This is a genomic window from Pseudanabaena mucicola FACHB-723 (genome assembly GCF_014696385.1).
Taxonomy (GTDB): Bacteria; Cyanobacteriota; Cyanobacteriia; order Pseudanabaenales; family Pseudanabaenaceae; genus Pseudanabaena.
In genome coordinates, this window is sequence record NZ_JACJQB010000021.1 from 1 (window position 1) to 23386 (window position 23386).

Genomic DNA, 23386 nt, shown 5'->3' on the forward strand with positions numbered 1-23386 from the left:
GCTCTTGGGATTACTCTCTATAAATTCAGTTAATTCTTCCAAGTCTTTGCTTTGATTTCTTCTTCTCTATTTTTCCACAACTCATTTAGGTTTGCTATAGCACAAGACATTAATTTATTTAGGAAATCTGCCAATTTGCAAATGGAGAATGATCAATGTCAATAATTACTAAGGAATCTCTCAAACAAGAGTTAGACCACTTCAATGACGAACAACTAAAACAAGTTGCAGATTTTATTGCATTTATCAAATTTCAGACCAAATTTAAGCGCCAAAAAACTGATGTTAGTCAATTTGCTGACCTCTACCAAGAATTTGCACAAGAAGATCGAGAACTTGCCGAAGCAGGGATTTCTGAATATGCCGAACTATTGAACAGTGAGGACAAAAATGCAAGTGGAACGTGGTGAAATATGGTCAAGGCGGATTAAATCAAGACTCAGTTGCACTTTGTCATCAACTCCGCGTCCTTGATAAAACTCGCTTAATTAAAAGATTAGGACAGCTAGACATAAATGCGATCGTAGAGTTAGAAAAAACTGTCCTATTTACGCTTGGATATCAAACGCCATAGCAAAAAACATAAGCGTCATTGCCATTGCAGAAATTACTTTTGGGCTTACCGTAAAAACTAACCCACCTATCCAAACATGTTTTCAAAAAGTTTTGAGAACATGTTTATCAATACAAATAACTTGAACCTTTTGACTAGTAGCAAATGTCTAAATCAGCGTAATTGTTAAACAGTTAATTAAGGCAATTGCCCAAGGTGACATCATGAAAAGCTTCATTCTCCCAATCCTTGCAGCTACCTCAGTTCTCAGCACCCTCAGTCTTATAATTCCAAGTTCTGCATCCGCAGGAGCAATTCGCGATCGCCAGATCAATCAACAGGTGCGGATTTACAACGGAGTCCAACAAGGCACAATCAGCCAACAAGAGTACAAAAAATTAGAATTGCGAGAGGCAAAAATTGCCGCCCAACGTCGTGTTTATCTGAAGGATGGCGATTTAAGCGGTAAAGAAGCTGTGCGTTTGACTGCTGCCCAAAATCGCACTTCGAGAGCAATTTATCGCGATCGGCATGACTAAACAAAACCCAATAAGTAAGGAGGGGCACTTTGTGCCGTCTCTTAACTTATTGGGTTTTACCAGTAGCAACAGCTATAGGACAGGGTGAAATCCGAATAAAGAGAAAAGTTAGCTTTCATGACATATCAGTACAATATGATGAGAGTAAACCGTAAAGATTAACTATGATCCCAACCGTAATCGAACAGTCTGGTCGTGGCGAAAGAGCCTTTGATATTTTTTCTCGTCTGCTACGGGAACGGATCGTATTTTTGGGGCAACAGGTTGACGACAATATTTCTAATATCATCGTTGCTCAGTTGCTTTTTCTCGAAGCCGATGATCCCGAAAAAGATATCTTCTTGTACATCAACTCCCCCGGCGGCTCGGTGACCGCAGGAATGGCTATTTACGATACGATGCAGCACATTCGCCCTGATGTTTCCACAATCTGCGTGGGACTAGCGGCAAGTATGGGCGCTTTCTTGCTCACTGGTGGCGCAAAGGGTAAAAGACTATCTTTGCCCCATACCCGCATTATGATTCACCAACCCCTTGGTGGCGCACAGGGACAAGCGACAGATATTGAAATTCAAGCCAAGGAAATCCTCTATCACAAGAATCGTCTCAATGAGTTGATGGCTTTCCATACAGGTCAACCCATTGAGCGCATTGCCGAAGATACCGATCGCGATTTCTTTATGGCTCCTGATGAGGCAAAAGCCTATGGATTGATCGATGAAGTGGTCACGCAGCGACCAAAATTTGACATTGCATCGTAATGTTTAAAATAAGATGACTCAAAATTTCATTAAGTAAGGGCGATCTTACTTAATGAAATTTTAGAACTATCATGAGTTTAAATACTTACTTTCTCTGCAAAATCTACGCTTTATGCCTCGTATCAAACTTGAGCCTTTAGGAATCACGATTAACGTCTCTACCCAAAATGCATTGTGGCGATCGCTAAAACATGCCAAGGTCGAGTTAGTTGCAGCCTGCGGGGGGCAAGGAACCTGTGGTACTTGTGCATTAAGAGTATTTGATGGTGCAGCTAGTCTTAGTTCGATGCAAACTTTAGAGAAAAATACTCTCAAAAATACACGTCGAGATGCGACTTTTTATCGTTTGACATGCCAAACTTCAGTTTTAGGTGATGGCGTTGTTTTTTATTTGGATAATAAAGCGGACAAGAAATTGATTCAAATTTTTGAGAGGCTCAAAAACCGTCTTGCACCACGCGCTATCTATCATCCCGTCACTAATGAGTTGCTTGTCCAAGAAGGAAATTTAATTACTCAAGAGATTTTAGAGCGCCTACTAAGTGATTCTTGATCAAGCCAATCAAGCAACAGGCATTTTTATTAGATATTCAGATTAATATTAAAAATTAAATATTTTTTTTAAATTTTTAATAGTTATTTGTGTGGGGCTATACACTGGATTGCAAGAATTACAGTTGTTCTCTCGAAGCAGCTTCTAGGCTTTATTCACTAACTAAGCTTTGTTATGACCTTAACTGAGAATGACATTGCTATTCATAGTCGATGTACAGGGCGTTATGCTCTGTGTTGATGCGGGAACATTTGACTTTAATTTTGTTTTAAATTTTTTAATATTTTTTACTCGTTTATATATCACTTAAATTAAATCTTATATTTATAATATCAAAAAATTTTTATAAAAAACTATAAAAAATTGCACAATGCAAACATTAACAATGAATAACTCAGATTCTTTTTTGGAAGAATTTGCGGATTATCAATATCCGCGAAAGCAGCTTATTCACTTGGCTTTAGCTGAGTCAAAGACCAATGTATCTCAATCTATTCTCAAGGAGATAAAAAAGGATAATCGCTGGATTCCCGATCTTTGCTCTAATTATCAACAGTTAGTTCAGACCGTTACCCAACAATCTCCTGATCTGATTTTGTTAGGTACTTTAGAAGACATCAATTGGTTAGAGGTTTGTCGTCGCTGTTTTAAGCAATGGCAAGACTTACCAATTGTTTTGTTGGTTGATCAGCCAGAAGTGAGTGATTTTTTTCGTCGATGGGCAATTGATCGAGGTGTTCATGATGTAGTTAGTATTCATCCACAAAATGTGCATTTATTTAGGAAGGCATTAATACGGATCATTCTTAACAACACCATTCAAGCTTCGATTCATAATAAGCAGCAAAGTGCTGATGTCAATAATTATGAGCTGAGGATAGACACCCTAACTTGGGAGTCAACCCTAGTTGCCCTAAACCGCCTGACTAAGTACAGTTCTAGTTATTTGGGATTACTTGCGATCGCAAATTACTGGAAAAAAACCCATGCGAGTCTAGTCGCCCTGCATCCTTCCTTAGAATATTGGCAAGTTGACTATCAAGCCCAAATTAGTTGTCCGTTTATCTCTGAGCAGATAGAGCCGCTAACCCATGACCAGTTACAGGATGTGCAAACATGGGTCAAAGCTTTTTTAAAGGAATGTGAGCGGGTCATCGTTGACTTCCCAAAGATCTTGCAGTCTAAGGCTTTATCTGCCGATGTTTCTAAACTAATTTCCTCCACTGAATGAGCGCTAAGTGAAACAAATAAAATTACAACCTTTAAACCAAGATGTGGAGGTCGCAACTGACAGCACTTTACTCAGTGCTTTGCTGAGGCAAGAGATGAACGTACTTCAAGCCTGTGGTGGACAGGGGCGATGTGCAACCTGTCACGTCTATATTCAATCTGGACAAGAGGCTCTGAGCCCCAAAAGCGAACAAGAAATACTAACTCTCAGCTTTATCACTTCCTCTCAGCCAAATTCGCGACTGGCTTGTCAGGCAAAAGTTTGGCAGGACGGTGTGGTGATAGAAGTTCCCCAAGGCATGTATATTGGCTCGCTTGGTGAATTGCAGCCTTTGGTTGGCAAACGCGCCCAACAAAATTTGATCCATCCCCTGACTGGTGAAATTCTAGTTGAAGCAGGCAAGCTGATTTTGCGATCGGCCTTAGAAAAAATGGCAGCAATTGATTCTTCTTTTGCTACCGATCTAAGCCAAATTTTATTGCCTACCGAAAAGTCTGTAGTTTCATGAAGCTCACGATAGCAATATGAAAACTTTCATCTCTGCAAATTTATCTTCAATATCTATCTACCCAAATCTAATAAGTCAACTCAAGAATTACCAATGACTCAATCACCATTTCGCGATCATGAGGAAGCATTGTTTCCGTTAAGCCCTTTATCTAAAGTTTGTCACTACAGTCGCCATACATTTTTTAAGTTTGATCAGCACAAAGGACAAATTAGAGACTGGAACCAAAACCAATATGTCTTAGCTAGTGATGACTTTATTGTGTCATTGCTTAAGGGGCTAGACCACGAAGTGGGTGAGGCTTCTGGCTGGTTGATGTATTTGATTGGCAAGGATTGGGGGACTGAAGATGCTAAGGATTTTAAGGTCTGGTTTGAGAGGGATTTTCAGTTCAGTGTCAGCAAAGCAAATCTAAGCTTTGCCCTAGAAACTTGGTGGTGGCCATTGACAGCACAAGGCTGGGGGAAATGGAGTGTCGATCTCAGTTCAATTCGTGAAGGTTTCATTTTTGTGGATTTATTTGACTCGGCAGTTGCTAAGTCGATGGGCAATATCGGTAAACCCGTATGTTTTCTGTATGCAGGTTTATTGGCAGGGTTCTTTTCGGTACTACTCAACCGAGGCTTAAGTAGTACCGAAATTCAATGCTACTCAATGGGCAACAATTTCTGTCGTTTTTTGATTGGTTCAGAAAATCGAATTAAGGCTGCGGAATTTTGGCTAAGTTCTGGGGCTACAGCTCAAGAAATTGAGAAAAGGCTCTTAGATCAACAGCCTGATAGTTCTAATGGTCGAGTTAAGAAAAATACAGGAGGTATATTAAGTTGAGAAAACGTCGTCACCGCTCTCGTTGGCAAGATTGGCTGCATGGTTTTAAGAGATTTTGGAGATCATTATTTAAAGCGATCAAGAGAGTCATTTTCGGAGAGCGATACTTTCAGCATTCACCGCATTTGCATGACCATGCTGAATTTGATTCAGATTTCCCTGAACTAGATCAACCAATTAGTAAACCTGCGATCGCAGTTCCTCGTCCCTCACCCTTTGTCTTAGGTCTAGAAGATATATCCAATTTAGAATTTTTAACCACCAAGGAATTGCTGGCAGAAATCGAATGGAATGTTGAAAGTCAGGATATATTGCCAGTTCAGGAGGAAGATCTAACTCTACTTGATGATTTGTTGATGAATTTTCCTGACGCTTAACATCGCTAATATGTATAAAGTGAATAGAGTTGCTTAATCTATTCTTTGTATCGAAGCCCTTATTTATTCAGTTTTTTATACTTATTTCAACCTTAAAAAATATGCTTACTCTTTTAGAAAATGTATTAGACCATGCTGATGGCTCCTACATTAGCCCCGAAGATTTACGCACTTTGGATCGTACAATCGCCGCATGGCAACAGCGCCGTCAAGCCTATGACGAGATTCAAGCCAAGGAAAATGTGATTATTGAGCAGGTCATGCTTCAGCTTCAATCGACTGCACCAGATATTGCGGCAAAAGTGAATGTCGATGGCGGTAATAAGTGCAATCGCGATATGGCTCTGGTATTGCGTTACTGTGCGACAGCGATGTTATTGCAAGATGAAGAGTTGCTCAAAGATCGTTTGTTGTATTGGATGCAAAATATTATGTTGGCTCTCAAAAACCAACGGGTTAACGATTTTACCTATCGGGCTTTGCAAAAATCAGTTAAAGATAATCTTTCCAAGGAAAATGCTGCTTTGTTGCTGCCCTATATTGCGATCGCACACCAATGGTTAAGCCAATGATTTCCAACTCCATTCCTAGTAATTATTTCTCGCCCCGCTTTTATGTCAAGTCTGATCCTGCAACAGGTTTACTCTCTACTCGTCAAGGCGATCGGCTTATAGCCATACCTAACTTCCTTCTAAAGAGCATTCACCGCGCCCTAGAATCTGAAGCTGGACAAGCAGGAACTTTGGCTCTCTATACCTTCGGCTGGGGCTGGGGCGGCTCCTTTTATGATCATATCCGTAGTGAGATCGAGTCCTATAAAGGAACTACGATTATGGAGACCAACGCTATAGAATTTTTGGCAACGATGCGACAGCTTTGGACTGTGCATGGTATGGGAACACTAACAATCGATTTTAGCTATCGTCAGCATGGGCTAATCATTGTGACTACGGAAAACTCGGTACTAACGACAGGTAGTGAAATTGGTTTGCAGTCAGGAACAGTCCCTTGGCATCAATTGCAGGCAGGATTTATCGCCGCGTGGTTTTCGCGTTGGGCAGGTAAGGACATCTTTGCCTGTGCAACTGACTGGTCACCGCCGCCGACTGTCGAGGCTAGTGAAAGTTCCGATTCATCCGTTCAAGGAAGTTTTACCCGTTTTATTGTGGGTGCCACTAGCAAAGTGCAACAGGTAGAGCTTTGGGTGAAAAAAGGGATGCGAACTGCGGAAGTATTGGAAAATTTAGTGTCGCAAAATTAAGCAGAGGTGGCGCATTGCGCTACCTTTGCTATAGAGAAAGAGTGACGGCGCATTGCGTTTCCACTCTTTTTGCGTGTTTGTGGTCTAATGTTTAGCAATATTTATTGACAATACATATGCTTGAGCCAATATCTCTGCAATCCCTTAAGCAGGAAGCTGAAATGAATTCCTGTGACGATCAAGTCTGGCTCCGCTTAGCAAGATTTTATTATCAGCAAGCAAATTGGCAAGAGGCGATCGCAGCCTATGAGCGAGTAGTTGAGATTCGTCACCAGTATGCAGCAGAGCATTATGATCCTAACAGTATATTAGTTGTGCCATCTTCTAGCGATCATGAAGAATGCCAAAATCAAATACTAGATCAGGCTTTTACTTATTACCAAGACACATTAGAAGTCGAAATTGAATATGCAGGATTTTATCTGCAATATGGATATGTCCTGCGCGATCTCTTAGAGATTAGTGCTGCTGAATCAGCACTTCAAAAAGCCATAGAGATCAATCCAGAACTAGCTGAAGCCATTCTAGAACTAGGAAATATTGCATACAATCGCTGTAACTATTCCTTAGCTGTGCAATATTTTCAGGAGGCGATTGACCATAAACCAGAATATGCAGAAGCCTACTGCAATATCGGTAATTGTCTAGCACTACAAGGTCAGTTTGAAGATGCGATTGACTGTTACGAAAAAGCCTATTCACTCAATCCTGATTTGCCTGATTTGTCTCGGAAGCTGAACCAAATCTACAACAGATTTGTCCCGCGTTGGCATTTCCCAATGATGAATGATACCTACCGCAATAACTGCTATGAGGAGGCTTTACAGAAAGCTGTCAAACCTGAATCTGTAGTTTTAGATATTGGCTCTGGATCTGGATTGCTAGCACTGATGGCGGCAAGGGCTGGGGCAAAGCAGGTGTATACCTGTGAGAAGGTGAAGGTTGTTGCAAATATGGCGCGGCAAATTGTAGAAGCTAATGGCTATAGTCAGCAGATTACTACCTTCAATAAGTTGTCTAATGACCTGCAAGTTGGTGCAGATTTAAGCGAACCTGCTGATATTTTAGTCAGTGAAATTTTTGATGTGGGGCTTTTGGCGGAGTACGCAGTTCCTTCAGTTCGGCATGCAAGGGAACATTTGCTCAAGCCCAATGCTCAAATTATTCCTAAGTCGGCAACTGTATATGCGGTGCTAGTGGATAGTAGTCAAGTATTTCATCAGGATCGCGTGAATATAGTGTCAGGCTTTGATCTGAGTTTGTTTAATGCCTTTTCCAAAAAAGCTGATTACTTGCAATTATACTTACGAAACTTTGAGTACATCACTCTCTGTAAACCCTTTGAAGTTTTCGAGTTTGACTTTTGTGGCACGAATATTGAGCCTGAATCTCGTAATATCTCCGTACAGATTACTGAAAGTGGCACTTGCCATGCGATTGTCTTTTGGTTCCGTTTGTGGTTAGATGACGAAATTTACCTAGATACTAGTCCATTTAGTCAGGATACTTGTTGGATGCAAGCTGTCCATGTTGTTGATCCGCCTCAGTGCTTAGAGTCGGGTCAGGAGACGGTAGTATTAGCCAGTCATGATACCACCTACATTAATTTAAAGTTTGGCTAGTTTGGGGCACTTTTTATTGTTATCCCTCTATATGGCAATTACGGCAATCACATAATCGCTGTAAAGTGATCTGTAAAAATGACAAAAAGCTTCTCTAAGGTGTGTGGAGTTGGATTTATGAAATTATTTGGGACAGATGGCATTCGTGGTCACGTTGGCAACTTTTTGACTGCGCCCCTAGCTCTAGAAGTTGGCATTAGTGCTGGCAAAATTTTACGGGAACGAGTTGATTGCGATCGCAATCATCAACCGAATGTAATTGCGATCGGCCAAGATTCGCGTACTTCTGGGGACATGCTCTCGGCGGCAATTTCCGCAGGACTGACCGCCGCAGGTTGGGATGTCTGGCACATTGGGCTATGTCCTACCCCAGCCGTTGCCTATCTGACTGCTAATTCCCCAGAAATTTTTGGCGGTGTCATGATTTCCGCTAGCCATAACCCACCCGAAGACAACGGAATTAAGTTTTTTGGCGACAATGGTACGAAGCTATGCAGTGAAACGCAACAAGCGATCGAAGCCCTTTTAGAGTCCCGCATCCATGCTGATTTAGTTAATTCTTCAACCGATTGGGGAAAGTATCACGAAAAAGCCCATCTAATTTCTGATTATCAAGAATCTCTCCAAAACTCGATCGCAACGGATTTAAATGGTTTAAAGATCGTGCTTGATCTTGCCCATGGCTCGGCAACCCGTGTTTCCCTAGAAGTATTTCGCAACTTGGGTGCAGAGGTAATTTGTCTACACCAAGAACCCGATGGCGAGCGGATTAATGTCAATTGCGGCTCTACCCACCTTGAACCGCTCAGAGCTGCTGTCAAAGAATACAATGCCGACATGGGTTTTGCCTTTGATGGTGATGCCGATCGTGTATTGGCAGTCGATAGCCATGGGCGCGTGGTTGATGGTGATTACATTCTCTATCTCTGGGGTCAGGAATTACTGGAGAATAATCAACTCCCCAATAGTGCGATTGTGACTACTGTCATGGCAAATCTTGGCTTTGAGCGAGCATGGCAAAAACTGGGCGGCAACTTTGTCCGCACACCCGTGGGTGATCAATATGTCCATGCCGAAATGGTGCGATCGGGCGCAATGCTTGGTGGTGAACAGTCTGGACATGTGCTTTGTCGTCACTATGCCGTGAGTGGAGATGGGTTGCTCGCAGCCTTACATTTAGCCGCCTTAGCAAAACAAAAAGCGCCTCTTTCCGAGTTGATGGATCAAAGCTTCCATCCCTATCCCCAACTCCTCAAAAATGTGCGGGTGGAAGATCGGGAACTGCGCCGCAATTGGCAAACCTGCGATGCCTTAGTGCAAGCGATCGCTTTAGCTGAACAAGATTTAGGTGATCGGGGTCGGATTCTAGTCCGAGCCTCTGGGACAGAACCATTGATGCGGGTAATGGTGGAGGCAGAAACTTTGGACTTGGCAACCCATTGGACAGACAGCCTGACAGGATTGATTGAAAAACAGTTGTTGCAAAACTAAGGCAATCTATACGAAAAACTTTCCCCGCCAAAAGCGGGGAAAGTTTTTCGTATAGATTACTTGAAAAGCGCTATATGATGAGACATATATGAGTTTAGGAAGGTGCGCTCATGTTAGTTCAAACTAAACGATTCACGATCGCAGAATATCAACGTCTTACTGATTTAGGAATGTTACAAAACAGTGCTGAACGAGAGCGTACTGAACTAATTAGAGGAGAAATTACCTATATGGTTGCCAAGGGAATTCGGCATACATTTTGTTGTCGCAACCTGCTGGAAGAACTATCAAATTTAGTTAAAGGACATGCAAAATTACAGTGCCAAGATCCAATCTTTTTGCCACCTGATAGTTCCCCTGAGCCAGATTTTGTGATTGTGCGCGATCGCGAAGATGATTACCTAACAGGACATCCCACCCCTGACGATATTCTCCTAGTCATTGAAATTGCCGATTCCTCTCTGAGCTATGACCGTGATGTTAAAGGCTTGCTCTATGCCGAAGCAGGAATTGCCAACTATTGGTTATTTAACTTGATCGACAATCGATTAGAAGTCTATAGCGAACCCTACCGTGATGACCAAGGAAAAGGTAACTATGCCCAAAGAAGATATGTTCTCTCGCATCAGGTAATCGCCTTAAATTTATTTCCTGATCTCGATTTACATTTAGAACTCAGTAAAGTTTTACCAAAGTCTTAAATAGTGCAACATAGTTAAGCGCGATAGCAGTGGTGATTAACTTAGCAAGCTAGGATAATGAGTTGAGACGACGCAATGCGCCGCCGCTTAATTATTATGGCTTCTTAGCATTTGGTGGGTTAATGCAATTAGGTTTACGGTTTCTCAAAATGCGACATTGGGTGAGATTCATCGCGCTTACCTTGTCAGCACTTTTATTAGTTCTATCAATAGGTGGACTGTTTCCCCAATCATCGGTGGCGCAATCTCAAGAAATTGCGATCGCAGTTTCAGTTCCCCTCAGTGGCGATGGCGCAAACGGCGGACAAGAAATAGTTGATAGCATCAAACTATATATTGATTCCACTAATCGAGATGGCGGGATCAACGGTCGCCCCCTCAAGCTTTTACTTTTTGATGACAAAGGCAGTGTGGAAACAGTCAAACAAGTTGCCCCCGAAATAGTTAAAAGTAACGCTGTGATTGTGTTGGGACATCGTTCATCCGATGCCTCGATCACCGCAGGTAATATCTATCAAGAGGGTAAATTGCCCGCAATTACGGGAACAGCTAACAGCGAGAAAGTGACCAAAGATCGTCCTTACTATTTTCGGATGGTCTATACCAATAATGCCCTCGCCCAAACCCTCTCAATCTATGCTCAACAGGTTTTGCAGTTCAAAACCGCTAGCATCATTTACGATCAAGCCAGTAAAAATGAGCAGTCCCAGTCGGAAGTGCTCAAAGCTGCCTTTGAAAAAAATGGCAATGGCAAGATTCAACGCACTTGGGGGATCGATTCCGATCCGAATAATCGCAAGCAATCAGTGCAAACAATCGTTGATGAATTGGCGGCTGAACCTGAAGCAGGCTTGATTTTCCTACCCTTAACCAAAGAGGATGTTGCCGAAGATTTTTTGGTTGCCCTCAAACGTAAGGGTATTAAAAATCCAATTTTTAGTGAACAAGCACTGGGCAGAGAATCCTTTGCCAAACGCTTTGAGAAGTACGACGAGGAAAAGAATAATATTGGATTCTTTACGGATGGAATGTACGTCGCATCACCGATTCTGTTCGACAGTGCGGGTGCTGACGCTCAAGACTTCCTAAATGCCTACGAACAAGCCTACAACAAACCACCCTCCTATTTAGGAGCTAAGTTTTATGAGGCTGCCATCGCAGCAGTGGATGCCATTCGCAAGGTAAATCCGAAGGCAACAGCAGATAGTTTAATTAGCGATCGCGAACAGGTACGCGCCGAGCTAGAAAAACTGAACAATCGTAAAGTTGGTCTGCGGGGCTTAACAGGACTGCTCTATTTCAATGCCAATCGCAACAGTGATCAACCTGTGCGTCTTGCTCAGTTTGAAAACCATCGACTCGTTTCTGCGGCTCAACAGTTCACCCCCATCTCTAACCCTGAGCGTCTGGAGTTGGCAAAGGAAACGCAAGCAGGAAATATTGTCCAATCAGGTGAGCAATATTTTTGGCGACAACGGGTGGTCTATGCAGGGCTAGATCTCAATAAAATGAACCGCATTGATAAATCTAGTTTCACTGCCGATTTTTATGTGTGGTTTCGCTATAACGGCAATGATGAACCAACGGAAATTCAATTCCCCGATGCCGTCAGCAACAGTGTCAACCCTAATGCCCCTGTATTTGACCCCAAAGCACCCATCAAAGCCGAACTAGTCAATGGTTTAAAATATCGCCTCTATCGGGTACGTGGTGAATTTCGGAATTCCTTTGACTTTCGTGACTATCCCTTCGACTCACAACGTTTAACGCTGCGCTTTGACAATCCCAATCTTTCTACAGATCGATTAATTTATGCGATCGATAGGGTCGGTCTCAAATTACCGAAACCTGAAGCCCTAGAGCGTCAACCCTTCCAAGGTCTACAACTCTGGAACTTCAAAGACATCACCTATTTTCAAGATTCCTCGCGCAGCACCTCTACCCAAGGCGATCCCGATTTACTCCAAGCCAATGCTCAGGTAGAGTACCCCGGTCTCAGTGTGCGGATGTCCTTTCAGCGTAAAACCCTAGTGTTTTTATCGAAGAATCTACTGCCACTGATTTTATTGTCGCTTTTAACCTACTGTTGCCTCTTTTTCCCCTATACGATGTTTGTACCGCGCACGATGGCTCCTGCCTCAGCGCTACTATCGGGAATTGTGTTATTGCTGTCCTTTAACAATCAATTGCCAGAGGTGGGATACACTGTCGCTTTAGAATATGTGTTTTATGTTTATTTCAGTTTGTGTTTATTGCCAATTGTGGTGACGGTGATTGGCACAAAATTAGAAAGAGATGGGCGTACAAAAGCATTTCGCCTGTTAAATATCGGCTCATGGATTTTGTATCCCGCGATTATGATTGCCACAATCGCTAGTTATGCGATCGCATACGGCAGCCGTCTCTAAAATAAAAGTTGTGGCTCACGCTCCGCGTGAGCCACAACTTTGTTAGACAGGGTTAGACAGGCTTTTTATAGCGAGTTAACCAACAGAAGAACAAAATTGGCAAGGAAATCGCCACTAATGACTCTGCCCAAAAGAAAGATAGAAAATCGGTCAAACTACCAAGGGGAGGCACACCCGGTTGCAGATTGCGTACCGCGGGCAAGGCAAATAACATACCCGCAATTAGGGTATACATCCCAAACTCAATAGGGCGTGGTTGCCAAACTACAACCATCGTCATCGTGAAAATAATCAAGCCAATTAGCCACATCGCAATCATCAAAAAGATCGAGAATGATTTGGTAATCACTGATCGCGAAACCTGCACACGCAGTCCCATATAGTCATCGCTAGATTCAAACTCAGACTTGGGGATATAGTCAATATCAACGTTAAAGCCTGGAACTGCCCCGAAAAATCTGACTAGCATCGGAATATCTTCTGTTTCATTTTTAGGGTTAGTGAAGAAGAGATAAAAATCAGAAGTATGTACATCAAATGGATAATCACTGACCTTACCAGTGGATAGAGAGATAGTCCCCGTTACAGCATCAGGAATACGGCCCTTGGCAAGGGTGACTTCAGCTTTACCACTTTCAATACCTGTGAAAAATCGTAAGTCTTCCGCTAACCTAGCATCTTTACTGAACTTACCTTCTGGGGTGGCATCAAAACGAAAGCCGAGTTCGCCTTTAATCGGATCGATGGATAGAAGGTTAATCTCCACATCCATGCGATTTGGTATAGTTTCGTCACCAAAAACAATATCTGCCGCACGTTGAGTGCGATCGTTTTGATAGAGATAGAGTGCACCTGAGAATGATGCAATGAAAAGCGCCACAAACAGAATAATGATCAGAAGCCTTTTTCTGAACAATTTACTAGACGTATCTTCCATTTAGTTTTTAGAGTTGAGAGCAATAATTCAACAATTCAACTGAGATCATATAGCGATCGCAATGGCATTTAGTTTGCTAAAGACATGAGTAAACATTCTTTACATCGACAGTTTGAGGACAAGTTGATGACGACCTTTCCGCAGAATCGTTTTATTAACGATCAATCATTGATAAAATTTGTAACGATTAGGTTGTGGGTTATGAAAATTCACTCTAGTCACTAAGCCCCTTAAACTTAACCTCAAAATTCATGGCTCGACAAATCAAAAACATTGCACCGCATGGTGGTCAACTAATCAATCGCCTCGCCTCAGACGCGCAAAAAGAAGTTTTTTATAGCAAGGCTGACCACTTGCCAGTTGTGCAGTTGACTGAGCGATCGCTGTCGGATCTTGAGTTAATTGCGATCGGTGGATTTAGTCCTCTAACTGGCTTTTTAGGTAAAGCGGACTATGAATCCGTAGTTTTAAACATGCGCCTTGCCAATGGCTTACCTTGGTCAATCCCGATCACTTTACCCGTCACCGATGCAGTGGCAGACACCCTCAATGTTGGTGATTTGGTGCGATTAAATGATCCTAGTGGTGTATTTATTGGCGTACTCGAACTAAGTGAAAAATATAAATACGACAAGCTAAAGGAAGCGCTCCATGTCTATCGCACCAACGAAGATCGCCACCCCGGAGTAAAGGTCGTCTACGCCCAAGGCGATGTCTATCTCGCTGGTGACGTGTGGTTGCTAGAGCGACGCGCTCATCCACTTTTCCCCACCTATCAGATCGATCCCATTGATTCCCGTGAATTATTTATCGAGAAAGGCTGGAAAACTGTAGTTGGTTTCCAAACCCGTAACCCGATTCACCGCGCCCATGAATACATTCAAAAATGTGCGTTGGAAATCGTTGATGGTTTGTTCTTGCATCCTCTCGTTGGTGCAACTAAGAGCGATGACGTACCTGCGGATGTGCGGATGCGTTGCTATGAAATCATGCTAGAGCATTATTTCCCGCTCGATCGGGTCACCTTGGCAATTAACCCTGCGGCGATGCGCTACGCAGGCCCCCGTGAGGCAATTTTCCATGCATTGATTCGCAAAAACTATGGTTGTACTCATTTCATCGTCGGACGCGATCATGCTGGTGTTGGCGACTATTACGGAACTTATGACGCGCAATACATCTTTGATGAGTTTGAAGCAGGCGAACTCGGCATCATTCCTCTGATGTTTGAACATGCGTTCTATTGCAAGCGCACGCAGGGGATGGCAACCACTAAAACTAGTGCTAGCCTTCCTGAAGAACGGGTGCATCTCTCTGGCACAAAGGTACGCGAAATGTTGCGCCGTGGTGAATGTCCTCCTCCTGAGTTCTCGCGTCCTGAAGTTGCCGCAGAGCTAGCGAAGGTAATGCATCAAATGGCAGTCGAGGAAGCTTCTACAGGCTTTGAAATTTAATCAATTTGCCCTCATCCCCCAGCCCCTTCTCCTGCTTTGGGAGAAGGGGAGTAAGAGTCTAGTAATTTAAAATTTCTTGGTGAATGAGGGCTTTTTGTTTGAGTTGCTGAATACGGTTTACGATCGCAATTTCCTGATTTAAACTTTGACTTAAATCATTAACCCAAACATCCGTAAGCATTTGAGCATCTTCTGGTAAATCTTCTAATTCCCATCCTGAAATTCCCAAATCTTCCATCAAATAGGAAACTTTAGGATCGTAGCTAATAGCGGAGCATTGGCAACCCTCCGATGCTGCCATGATCAGCCCATGTAACCGCATGGCGATCGCTAAATCCACACCTCGGAAAATTCCTTTCAGTTTGCGGGGATCCTTTTGAATAATCACTTGACTTTGATTGGGGCGCTTGTCGTTGAGAGCATCGCCAATTGCCTGTGCGATTGACTTGTCCTGTGCAGGTTGAAAAGGAATTAATAAAATATAGGCTTTGGTCTGATCCTGTAGCTTTTGCAATGCCTCGGTAATTGTGGCAAGGCGACAGGATGTTAACTGCGGATGCGATCGCAAAATTACGGCAACTTTAGGCGCAGAGGGATCACGGCTAAGATTCATATCGGTTGCATCTAAAGCCCAGACTGGATCGGGAGCCACAATACTTTCAATTTGCCAATCTGCTAATAACTGAGCCGAATTTTGATCGCGAACGGAGACGAGGTTACAACCCTGAAAAGCTCGTTTCGAGATCCATTTACTAAGCTTGCGTTTGATTGGCCCCACCCCCTGCGCCCATGCTGCAGTCTGCAATCCCATCCCCTGCGCTAGCCCCATCAATCCACCATAATAAATTGGATTTCTGGCACTGGTGGCATCTTGCATTAAGCTACCGCCGCCCCAAATAAAGATATCTGATTGCTTTAGAGCATTAATTAATGAAAATACGGAATAGCGATCGCAAGCTTCGACCTTGTGCAAAGTTTCCGTCGCCTTGGGACTGGCGGACAAGACCAATGGCTGCATATCGGGCGGTAACATCTGTAATAAAGTGGCAAGCAATGCTTCATCGCCACCATTACCCATTCCGTAATATCCACATAACACCGCACGTCGCATAGTCGCTTGCCCTATCTGCTCTATATCTTGTAGCTAAGTGAAGATTTACTTCACTTTCTTTTGCCCTTAATTGTCTCGCATTTATCGCGCTGAAATCGCACCAATCAACATTAAGAAGCCAATCCCCATACCCACAGGCAAGTAATATTCAGAACTAATAAAAACATTGCCAAATTGAATTAATGCGATCGCAATACCAGTGACGATTGCCAACATAATCGCAAGTAGCAATAATCTGCGTGATTTTTTGACCCGCAAAGATTGCCTAGTCAGCCTTTGCGTATTTATTTGCGTATTTATTCGAGTATTTAAGGGTTGCTGATACAGTCTGGTCTGGGTTTTGCTATGACTAGGATGCTTAGACTTTGGGGCATGACGCTGACGATTAACGGAGGTGGCAACCAAGGTTTTTGGTAGATTATTTTGGACATATATTTGATTGATTTGGTTTGTCCTCAGCTTGATCATTTTTTGTAATTTCATCACTCGTAGCGACAAAACAATAACCAGCATAATTAAGAGCACAATTAGCGCAACACAAAACACAACCAAGTTTATTGGCAGAGGTATAGATTCTTGAGTTGCGATCACCAGTGCCATGGATAGAGATCCTTAGCAAAATTTCATTTTGACTGCGGCTTATTGTTTCACTTCGTTTTTAAAGGCACAACCTAGAAATCATCAGCAAAAATGTCTGCAAAAACATGTATAGCTGTCGCCAGTCTTGTGATAGGCTTTGCGGCGCTTCATGCCGCAATTCTCTTTTGGGGTGATGCAAGTGACTACAGCTAAGTAGCTAAAAATCAGAATCGTGAGTTGCCCGCGAAGTGGACGACTCACGATTCTGGGTTTTCAGGTTATTTATGCTGAACTACTTAGCTATATTTAAAAAAGATAATTCTCTGTCCCCAAAGGTCTCAATCCAACAACTATCATGAGTGAAAACCAAATCCCCGAAGGCTTAGAGAGGGAAGTTAAAACAATGGGCGGCGCGGCAATCGATGGCGCACCCATCGCCTATGTGATTGTCCTTGCTGCGGTTGTCACCGTTTTGGCATTTATTCCTTTTTCAATTGTGTTAGGCTCTGGAAAAGGAATTCCATTAAGTCAGAGCATCTATCCTCTGCTTGGTTGGTTACTCGGCCCATTAGCAGGGGCAATGGCTAGCGGTATCGGTACTTTGATTGGGGTATTTCTTGCTCCCTATACCGCAGGAGTACCTGCGATCGCAATTTGGGGTGCGGTCATTGCCAGTTTTGCCGCAGGCGCAATGGTAATCACTCAAAGGCGACAATATTGGTATTTGGGCTTAACGGGTTTATTTGCGATCGAGCTTGGGGCATATGCGTATCTCGCCTTCCGTAATGGCATTCCCGTAAATACTTTTATCGCAGGCGCATTTATCGACTGGTCGGCACTATTGCTGTTTCTATTCCCCACCCGCACATTATTTGCCAAGCTGATTCACAGCAGTAACTTTGTGAAGGTGGCAATCGGCATATTTGGCGGCACTTGGACAATTTGTGGACTTGCCCACCTCAGTCAAGTTCCCTTCACTTACTATCTCTTCAACTGGCCAGAGCCAATTTGGAATGCACTAATTCCGATTATTCCTGTGGAAAATGTGATGCGTGGATTATCGGGAGCCGTAATTGGTACAGGTGTGATTTCAGGACTACGCGCGATTAATTTGGTCAAGCCCAAGGAAGCGATTTATTAACTACACCAGTCAAGCAAATTGCCCCTCCTTCGGCGGGGCAATTTGCTTTGGTTGACAATTACTACAGCACAAATTTGGCGATCGCAGCCGCAACACCATTTTCTTCAACGGTCGGTGCAACCCAGTCACCAAAGTCTTTTAAGCCATCGGGGGCATTGCCCATGACCACGCCCGTACCTGCATACTCGATCATTTCGAGGTCATTGAAGTTGTCACCAATGGCTAAAACTTGCGATCGTGAAAAGCCTAAAATGTTTTCCGCGAGATGCTTAACTGCCGTACCTTTATTTGCGATCGGATTAGTTGCCTCAAAAAAAGTCGCCACTGACTTCGTGAGATACAGTTGTTGCGGTGTATAGCGTCCCTTTAGCACCCGCAGCATTTCCGTCACCAGTTCCGCCGTATCACTTAAAGCCAAAATCTTGGTAGGTGGATGTTCCGTCGTCTGACTAGTTAAAAATTCGCGTAAATCACCAACCACCTTAACCCCCACTTTCGAGCGCTCGGCATAGGCTTCAGTCTGAGCAGTCATTTTACGGACGTAAAGTTCATCATTGACATAGATATGAATCGAAAGCTGATCATTAGTGGCAAATTCACCGAGATCATCCAGCAATGACAGGGCTTGCTCAATATCCACTGGCCAATGCCCTACCAACTCCTCAGTTTTGGGATCTTTAATAAATGCCCCCTGATAGGAAATTAAGGGCATATCCGAGCCAATTAATTCATGGAATCTGACCGCCGATCGATACATTCGTCCCGTGGCGATCGCCACATTTACGCCCTTTGCCTGAGCCGCCTTGATTGCTTGTTTAACAGGCTCATTAACCTGATTGGCATCACCGCTAATCGTGCCATCAATATCCACCACGATCAGTTTAATGTCTTGCGCCATGATTTTTTGCCTGTTTGGTTGATTGGCAATAGTCTAGCGAAAATCGTCCCAATTCGGCTGTAGTAATAGCAAAAACCAGAAGAGGAGTTGCGGTGCTTCGCGCCGCAACTCCTCTTCTGGTTTTATATTATTCGGCGCACTTTACGCCGCCCGATAAATTGCGGCATTGGTCTCGAATTTCGGAAAGCAGACTAGGATTCATTTGGTTCGATTTGCTGAGAGCCAATTCAAAAAATTTCTTGGCTTCAGCCGTACTGTTACCACCCTGCATCCAGAGGATCTGTCCCTTTAGATAGTGCAGTTCAGGATTATTCGGTGCTGATGCTAGAGCCTTATTTACCGCATCAATCGCCAAATCTGGTCTCCGTGCATCACGATAGGCAAGGGCAATACCGCGCCATTTGAGGTAATCAGGCGCAGCAAATTGACGTAAGCTTTGTAATGCTGATTCGAGATCAGAGAGTGGCAATACTGAGGCGATTAGCATATCCACATAGCCCTTAATCAAGTTCAACTCGGGATCATTAGGATCGATATCCTTGGCTTTTTGAAGATAGTCAAGAACACTTTGCACAAGGGGTAAGGCTCTAGGTGCACTCGATATTCCCTGTGTTTTGACAATATATCCTGCCTCAATGAGATCACTTGCCGCGAGGTAAATATAGGCGCGTAGATTATCCTTCCCTCTGAGGCTTTCTGCATTTTTACGAACTCGTTGCCCCGCCACCTGCATTCCCAAATAGTCTTCGGTAGCAAAAAATGTAGAAGCTCTAAGAGCAAATAGTAACGGCTCATTGGCTTCCGTTGCGACTGCGGCATTTAGTTGTTTAACCGCAGCATTGTAATTTCCCTCCTTAAACATCAGTTCAAAGGCTTTTTGGGTCTCACTGCCGATGGGTCTAGCATTTTTACTGCGGAATGGGTCAGCCGCAAAGCTAGGCATAACAGTTGCGACGCTGACTAATGCTGCCAACAGAGATGTCGATAGGATTTTCAAAGATCGTTTCATAATATTCCCCGAAAATATCAGGCTGTGGGAGATTCGCAAGGTTGAGAGCGTATTTCTGAATGTTCTGACAAATTCTAATCAGACTTTATCTAAATACGTTATCTAAATTTAATCTGATCTATTAAATTGTCCGTAACATCATATATTGATGCACTTAATTAATGCACTTATAAGGACGCTTGTAATTCATAAAAAGTTTCTGACTTTCACTCAGATAACAGCATTATTTCTATCGCTTAATAGTGATGCATAGAGTCAATACTTCTTAACTAAATTTATTGTTTGACGGGCTGTCTTTTGACTGCCAGAGCAACTAAGGTCATCATAAACCCAGACTAAAATTCAACTCGACTTTGCGGCTAAGCCGCGTAGGGCATCAGCTAAGGCTTTGCCCTTATTTTTCGTAAATATTTTAAGAGACTGATAACCATGAAACGCATTTTTTCTATTTTTGCGATCGCAATGACCATGTTGCTGAGTCTGACTTTCACTCAACCAGCTTTTGCCGAAGTATCTGAAGGCGCAAAGATTTTTAATAACAACTGCGCTCAATGCCATGCAGGCGGACGAAATAACGTTGTTGCTGCCAAAACTTTAAAAGCCGACGCATTGGCAAAGTATGGCAAAGACACGGTTGAAGCCATCACCCTCCAAGTGACCAAAGGTAAAGGTGCAATGCCTGCTTTTGGTAAAAAGCTTAGCGCCGATGAAATTAATCTCGTCGCGAATTATGTTCTCGAACAAGCTCAGAATGGTTGGGCAAAAGGCTAAGCCCTAAGTCCTACATTCATTCCCAGTCTAAAAATAGGCATTAAAAACCGAGAATTAGCGTTGCGGCGCTTCGCGCCGCAACGCTAATCTTTCGCTGGGAAGGCAGTAATTTCGATCAGAGTATGTTTGAAAAGTTTTGCTTCTAATCCTAAAGCCACAATTCTGCGGTTAATTGTAGCTTTAGGTGGAAAACAAACCACAAATCACAGTTATGTTATTTTTTAATCAAGTAAATAGGTCATGATTCAGCCAAATCATCTTCCATCTAAATTTGCGTCTAAATTTGCAGTCATATTTTCTTGCATCACCATGGCGACAGCGACGACGGCAGCCTCTGCGCTCGCCCAAAATGCAACGGCGCGTATTTTTAACATCAAAGGCGAGCAAGTTGGAACTGCGACATTTCTCCAAACGACTCTAGGTGTAAAGGTTTCACTGGAAGTCAACAACTTGGCAAAGGGTGAGCATATGGTGCATATTCACGAAAATGGCAAATGTGATTCACCAGAGTTCACAACATCGGGGCATCACTTTGATCCTAAAGACGACGATGATGGTGATCATCACGAGCAGATGCACATGATGCATAACAAACATGAGCAGTCAAAACATATACCTGCGGGTGATTTGCCAAATATTATTGTTCAACAGAATGGTAAGGGAACTCTGACGGCAATACTATCAAAACTGAGTTTGGGAACAGGGAAAAATTCCTTACTTAAACAAGGCGGCACATCGATTCTGATTCATGCAGGCGCAAATGGAAAATCCACAATTCCCAATGTCGATTACAAGACTCGCATTGCCTGTGGAATTATCAGCAATCCATAAATATTACCGTTTTCATTTTGCCTACGGCAAAATGAAAACCGCCCCCCATCATTTTTCATTTGTAAGAATCACTTTTGAGAATTATCTTGAATCAATGCTTGAATTAGCCTCGATCCTCCTAAATTTAAACGTATCTACTACTTCTAATCTAGATATTCCCTATTCAGAAAAAGTCTTACCACCCATTCGCATTGCCCATGAAGTAAAAACCTCTAACTCTGTTGGCGGTACAATACATATCGAACCGAACGATCGCCCAATTGCAGGAAAAAAATCAAGGGTTTGGATTGCGCTCACCAAGCGCGGCGGCGAGATCATCCCCTACGAAAAATGTAATTGTCGTTTGGAAGTACGATCACTCACCAATAAAGCTATTAAATTTATAGTCCCTAAATCAACATCGATCATTGATCTCTATTTGGGATTACCGAGCCTCGAAGTAACTTTTCCAGAGGTGGGCAGATATGAACTGCGATTAAATGGATCTGCGAAAAGGGCTGCTGATTTCCCAGACTTTGAATTGACCTTTACAACCAATGTTGGTAGATGAGAACGCAATTTGCGCTATGTGTGAAGAATGTTAGATTTATTGCTTGTTGCCGCTTTGGGGTTTTTAGGGAGTTTTGGTCACTGTGTGGGAATGTGTGGACCATTGACCGTTGCGTTTTCGCTTTCTGGTAAAAACAATTCCTCAAGTTCCCCACAGGACAAGCAAAACTGGCAACAGCATTTATATTTTCATACCCTACTCAACTTGGGCAGGATTTTGAGCTATGCGATCGCAGGTGCGGCAATTGGTGCAATTGGCTCAGTATTAGTAGCTAGTGGGCAATTAGCAGGACTAGAGAGCGATCTACGGCGTTGGCTTGCTATTTTTACAGGCATTTTACTGGTATGGATGGGAATTGTCCAGATTAAGCCAGAATTTTTACCCAATCTTCCATTCCTGAATCCGATGGCGCAAGTGGGATTACACCAAAGGCTGAGCAATGCCATGATGCGACTATCACTACATTCGCATCCACTGACTCCTGCTTTATTAGGAATGACATGGGGATTGATTCCCTGCGGGTTTCTGTATACGGCTCAAATCAAAGCGGCGGAAACCAGCGACATGATGCAAGGAGCTTTGACAATGCTTGCCTTTGGTTTGGGGACTTTGCCATCAATGCTGGGAATTGGTGTGTTTGCGGCAATGCTGAGCCGCGATCGCCGCAGTCAACTCTTCCAAATGGGAGGTTGGATCACTCTTACCATCGGTATCGTCACGCTATTACGCACTAGCGATATGGTTGATTACACAGGTCATGCAGGTTTATTTTTATTAATGCTTGCCCTCGCAGCTCGTCCTCTCAGTCAGTTTTTTAAATTTGGCAAAAATTTACTGACCTATCGCCGAGTGATTGGTGTGGGTGCATTTGTGCTATCCCTCGCCCATGCGTTTCACAAAATTGAACATACTTTTCAATGGAATTTTGAGGCAATATCCTTCATGATCCCCCAACATCAGATTTCGATCTGGCTAGGTGCGATCGCAATTGTTTTGATGACTCCCGCCGCAATTACCAGCTTTGACATGATGGTGACTAAGCTTGGCAAAGCTTGGCGATATTTACACTTATTATCTGTACCTGCCCTAGTGCTAGCATCGGTACATACGATTGCTATCGGCTCGAACTATCTCGGCGTAGTTGATTTGACTCCGAAAAACTGGATTTTATCAAGCCTATGTGGTGCAATTACGGTAATTATATTGGGGTTAAGAGTCCTCAAAAAATAAAGAAGCACCACGCTAGGCGCGGCACTTCTTTATTGAAGATAA

25 protein-coding genes and 1 pseudogene are annotated in these 23386 nt (G+C 43.2%); 21 read left to right on the plus strand and 5 right to left on the minus strand.

Annotated elements, in window-relative coordinates; genetic code table 11:
- The first annotated feature begins 155 nt into the window (after positions 1-155).
- The 15 genes and pseudogenes from H6F41_RS11185 (at position 156) to H6F41_RS11255 (ending at position 12833) form a co-directional block, all read left to right on the plus strand.
- Positions 156-410, plus strand: coding sequence for a hypothetical protein (locus H6F41_RS11185; protein WP_190403562.1), 255 nt, complete (start codon positions 156-158; stop codon positions 408-410).
- A gap of 5 nt (positions 411-415) precedes the next feature.
- Positions 416-574 (plus strand): annotated as a pseudogene (locus H6F41_RS19000) (type II toxin-antitoxin system PemK/MazF family toxin); the annotation flags it as partial.
- A gap of 203 nt (positions 575-777) precedes the next feature.
- Positions 778-1092, plus strand: a complete 315-nt coding sequence (locus H6F41_RS11195) for a hypothetical protein (protein ID WP_190403563.1) — start codon at positions 778-780, stop codon at positions 1090-1092.
- A gap of 164 nt (positions 1093-1256) precedes the next feature.
- A complete protein-coding gene (gene clpP, locus H6F41_RS11200; protein ID WP_190403564.1) occupies positions 1257-1853 on the plus strand; it encodes an ATP-dependent Clp endopeptidase proteolytic subunit ClpP in 597 nt (198 codons plus the stop codon).
- A gap of 112 nt (positions 1854-1965) precedes the next feature.
- Positions 1966-2406, plus strand: coding sequence for a 2Fe-2S iron-sulfur cluster-binding protein (locus H6F41_RS11205; RefSeq protein WP_190403565.1), 441 nt, complete (start codon positions 1966-1968; stop codon positions 2404-2406).
- A gap of 385 nt (positions 2407-2791) precedes the next feature.
- Entirely contained in the window at positions 2792-3637 is an 846-nt protein-coding gene (locus H6F41_RS11210; protein WP_190403566.1) for a PleD family two-component system response regulator, read from the plus strand.
- Between the two features lie 7 nt (positions 3638-3644).
- Complete coding sequence (locus H6F41_RS11215; RefSeq protein WP_190403567.1) at positions 3645-4145, plus strand: 2Fe-2S iron-sulfur cluster-binding protein; 501 nt, start codon at positions 3645-3647, stop codon at positions 4143-4145.
- Positions 4146-4238: 93 nt separating this feature from the next.
- On the plus strand, positions 4239-4973 hold the full coding sequence (locus H6F41_RS11220) for a V4R domain-containing protein (protein ID WP_190403568.1): 735 nt from the start codon (positions 4239-4241) through the stop codon (positions 4971-4973).
- Positions 4970-5350, plus strand: coding sequence for a hypothetical protein (locus H6F41_RS11225; protein WP_190403569.1), 381 nt, complete (start codon positions 4970-4972; stop codon positions 5348-5350). Before H6F41_RS11220 ends, H6F41_RS11225 begins: the two co-directional genes overlap by 4 nt.
- A 101-nt stretch (positions 5351-5451) precedes the next feature.
- On the plus strand, positions 5452-5922 hold the full coding sequence (locus H6F41_RS11230; protein ID WP_190403570.1) for a globin family protein: 471 nt from the start codon (positions 5452-5454) through the stop codon (positions 5920-5922).
- Positions 5919-6611: a hypothetical protein gene (locus H6F41_RS11235; RefSeq protein WP_190403571.1), complete on the plus strand. Its 693-nt coding sequence runs from the start codon at positions 5919-5921 to the stop codon at positions 6609-6611. The genes H6F41_RS11230 and H6F41_RS11235 overlap by 4 nt, the downstream gene beginning before the upstream one ends.
- 116 nt (positions 6612-6727) lie before the next feature.
- Positions 6728-8233 (plus strand): tetratricopeptide repeat protein, encoded by a 1506-nt coding sequence (locus H6F41_RS11240; RefSeq protein WP_199288750.1) that lies wholly within the window; start codon positions 6728-6730, stop codon positions 8231-8233.
- A gap of 117 nt (positions 8234-8350) precedes the next feature.
- Entirely contained in the window at positions 8351-9724 is a 1374-nt protein-coding gene (gene glmM / locus H6F41_RS11245; RefSeq protein WP_190403572.1) for a phosphoglucosamine mutase, read from the plus strand.
- 110 nt (positions 9725-9834) lie between these two features.
- Positions 9835-10425, plus strand: coding sequence for a Uma2 family endonuclease (locus H6F41_RS11250; RefSeq protein WP_190403573.1), 591 nt, complete (start codon positions 9835-9837; stop codon positions 10423-10425).
- A gap of 62 nt (positions 10426-10487) precedes the next feature.
- The gene (locus H6F41_RS11255) at positions 10488-12833 is read left to right on the plus strand and encodes an ABC transporter substrate-binding protein (RefSeq protein ID WP_190403574.1); all 2346 of its coding nucleotides are present in this window, start codon (positions 10488-10490) and stop codon (positions 12831-12833) included.
- A gap of 52 nt (positions 12834-12885) precedes the next feature.
- Here H6F41_RS11255 and H6F41_RS11260 read toward each other — a convergent pair whose 3' ends face one another.
- On the minus strand, positions 12886-13770 hold the full coding sequence (locus H6F41_RS11260) for a DUF4436 family protein (RefSeq protein ID WP_190403575.1): 885 nt from the start codon (positions 13768-13770) through the stop codon (positions 12886-12888).
- Between the two features lie 251 nt (positions 13771-14021).
- On the opposite strand from H6F41_RS11260, the gene sat reads away from it, so the two are divergent.
- Positions 14022-15224 (plus strand): sulfate adenylyltransferase, encoded by a 1203-nt coding sequence (gene sat, locus H6F41_RS11265; protein ID WP_190403576.1) that lies wholly within the window; start codon positions 14022-14024, stop codon positions 15222-15224.
- A gap of 58 nt (positions 15225-15282) precedes the next feature.
- Here sat and csaB read toward each other — a convergent pair whose 3' ends face one another.
- Together csaB and H6F41_RS11275 are read right to left on the minus strand one after the other, a co-directional pair.
- The gene (gene csaB, locus H6F41_RS11270) at positions 15283-16335 is read right to left on the minus strand and encodes a polysaccharide pyruvyl transferase CsaB (protein ID WP_190403577.1); all 1053 of its coding nucleotides are present in this window, start codon (positions 16333-16335) and stop codon (positions 15283-15285) included.
- Positions 16336-16416: 81 nt separating this feature from the next.
- Positions 16417-16803: a hypothetical protein gene (locus H6F41_RS11275; protein ID WP_190403578.1), complete on the minus strand. Its 387-nt coding sequence runs from the start codon at positions 16801-16803 to the stop codon at positions 16417-16419.
- Positions 16804-17269: 466 nt separating this feature from the next.
- Between H6F41_RS11275 and H6F41_RS11280 the strand changes: the two genes are divergently transcribed.
- Positions 17270-18055, plus strand: coding sequence for a hypothetical protein (locus H6F41_RS11280; RefSeq protein WP_190403579.1), 786 nt, complete (start codon positions 17270-17272; stop codon positions 18053-18055).
- A 61-nt stretch (positions 18056-18116) separates the two neighbouring features.
- Here H6F41_RS11280 and H6F41_RS11285 read toward each other — a convergent pair whose 3' ends face one another.
- Entirely contained in the window at positions 18117-18953 is an 837-nt protein-coding gene (locus H6F41_RS11285) for a Cof-type HAD-IIB family hydrolase (protein ID WP_190403580.1), read from the minus strand.
- A gap of 127 nt (positions 18954-19080) precedes the next feature.
- Entirely contained in the window at positions 19081-19962 is an 882-nt protein-coding gene (locus H6F41_RS11290) for a Sll0314/Alr1548 family TPR repeat-containing protein (RefSeq protein ID WP_190403581.1), read from the minus strand.
- Between the two features lie 429 nt (positions 19963-20391).
- Here H6F41_RS11290 and petJ point away from each other — a divergent pair, with 429 nt between their 5' ends.
- From petJ to H6F41_RS11310, 4 genes are all read left to right on the plus strand, one after another.
- A complete protein-coding gene (gene petJ, locus H6F41_RS11295; protein WP_190403582.1) occupies positions 20392-20733 on the plus strand; it encodes a cytochrome c6 PetJ in 342 nt (113 codons plus the stop codon).
- A gap of 240 nt (positions 20734-20973) precedes the next feature.
- Positions 20974-21564 (plus strand): superoxide dismutase family protein, encoded by a 591-nt coding sequence (locus H6F41_RS11300; RefSeq protein ID WP_190403583.1) that lies wholly within the window; start codon positions 20974-20976, stop codon positions 21562-21564.
- Complete coding sequence (locus tag H6F41_RS11305; protein ID WP_190403584.1) at positions 21494-22114, plus strand: hypothetical protein; 621 nt, start codon at positions 21494-21496, stop codon at positions 22112-22114. The genes H6F41_RS11300 and H6F41_RS11305 overlap by 71 nt, the downstream gene beginning before the upstream one ends.
- A 27-nt stretch (positions 22115-22141) precedes the next feature.
- Positions 22142-23344, plus strand: coding sequence for an urease accessory protein UreH domain-containing protein (locus H6F41_RS11310; RefSeq protein WP_190403585.1), 1203 nt, complete (start codon positions 22142-22144; stop codon positions 23342-23344).
- Positions 23345-23386 lie beyond the last annotated feature (42 nt).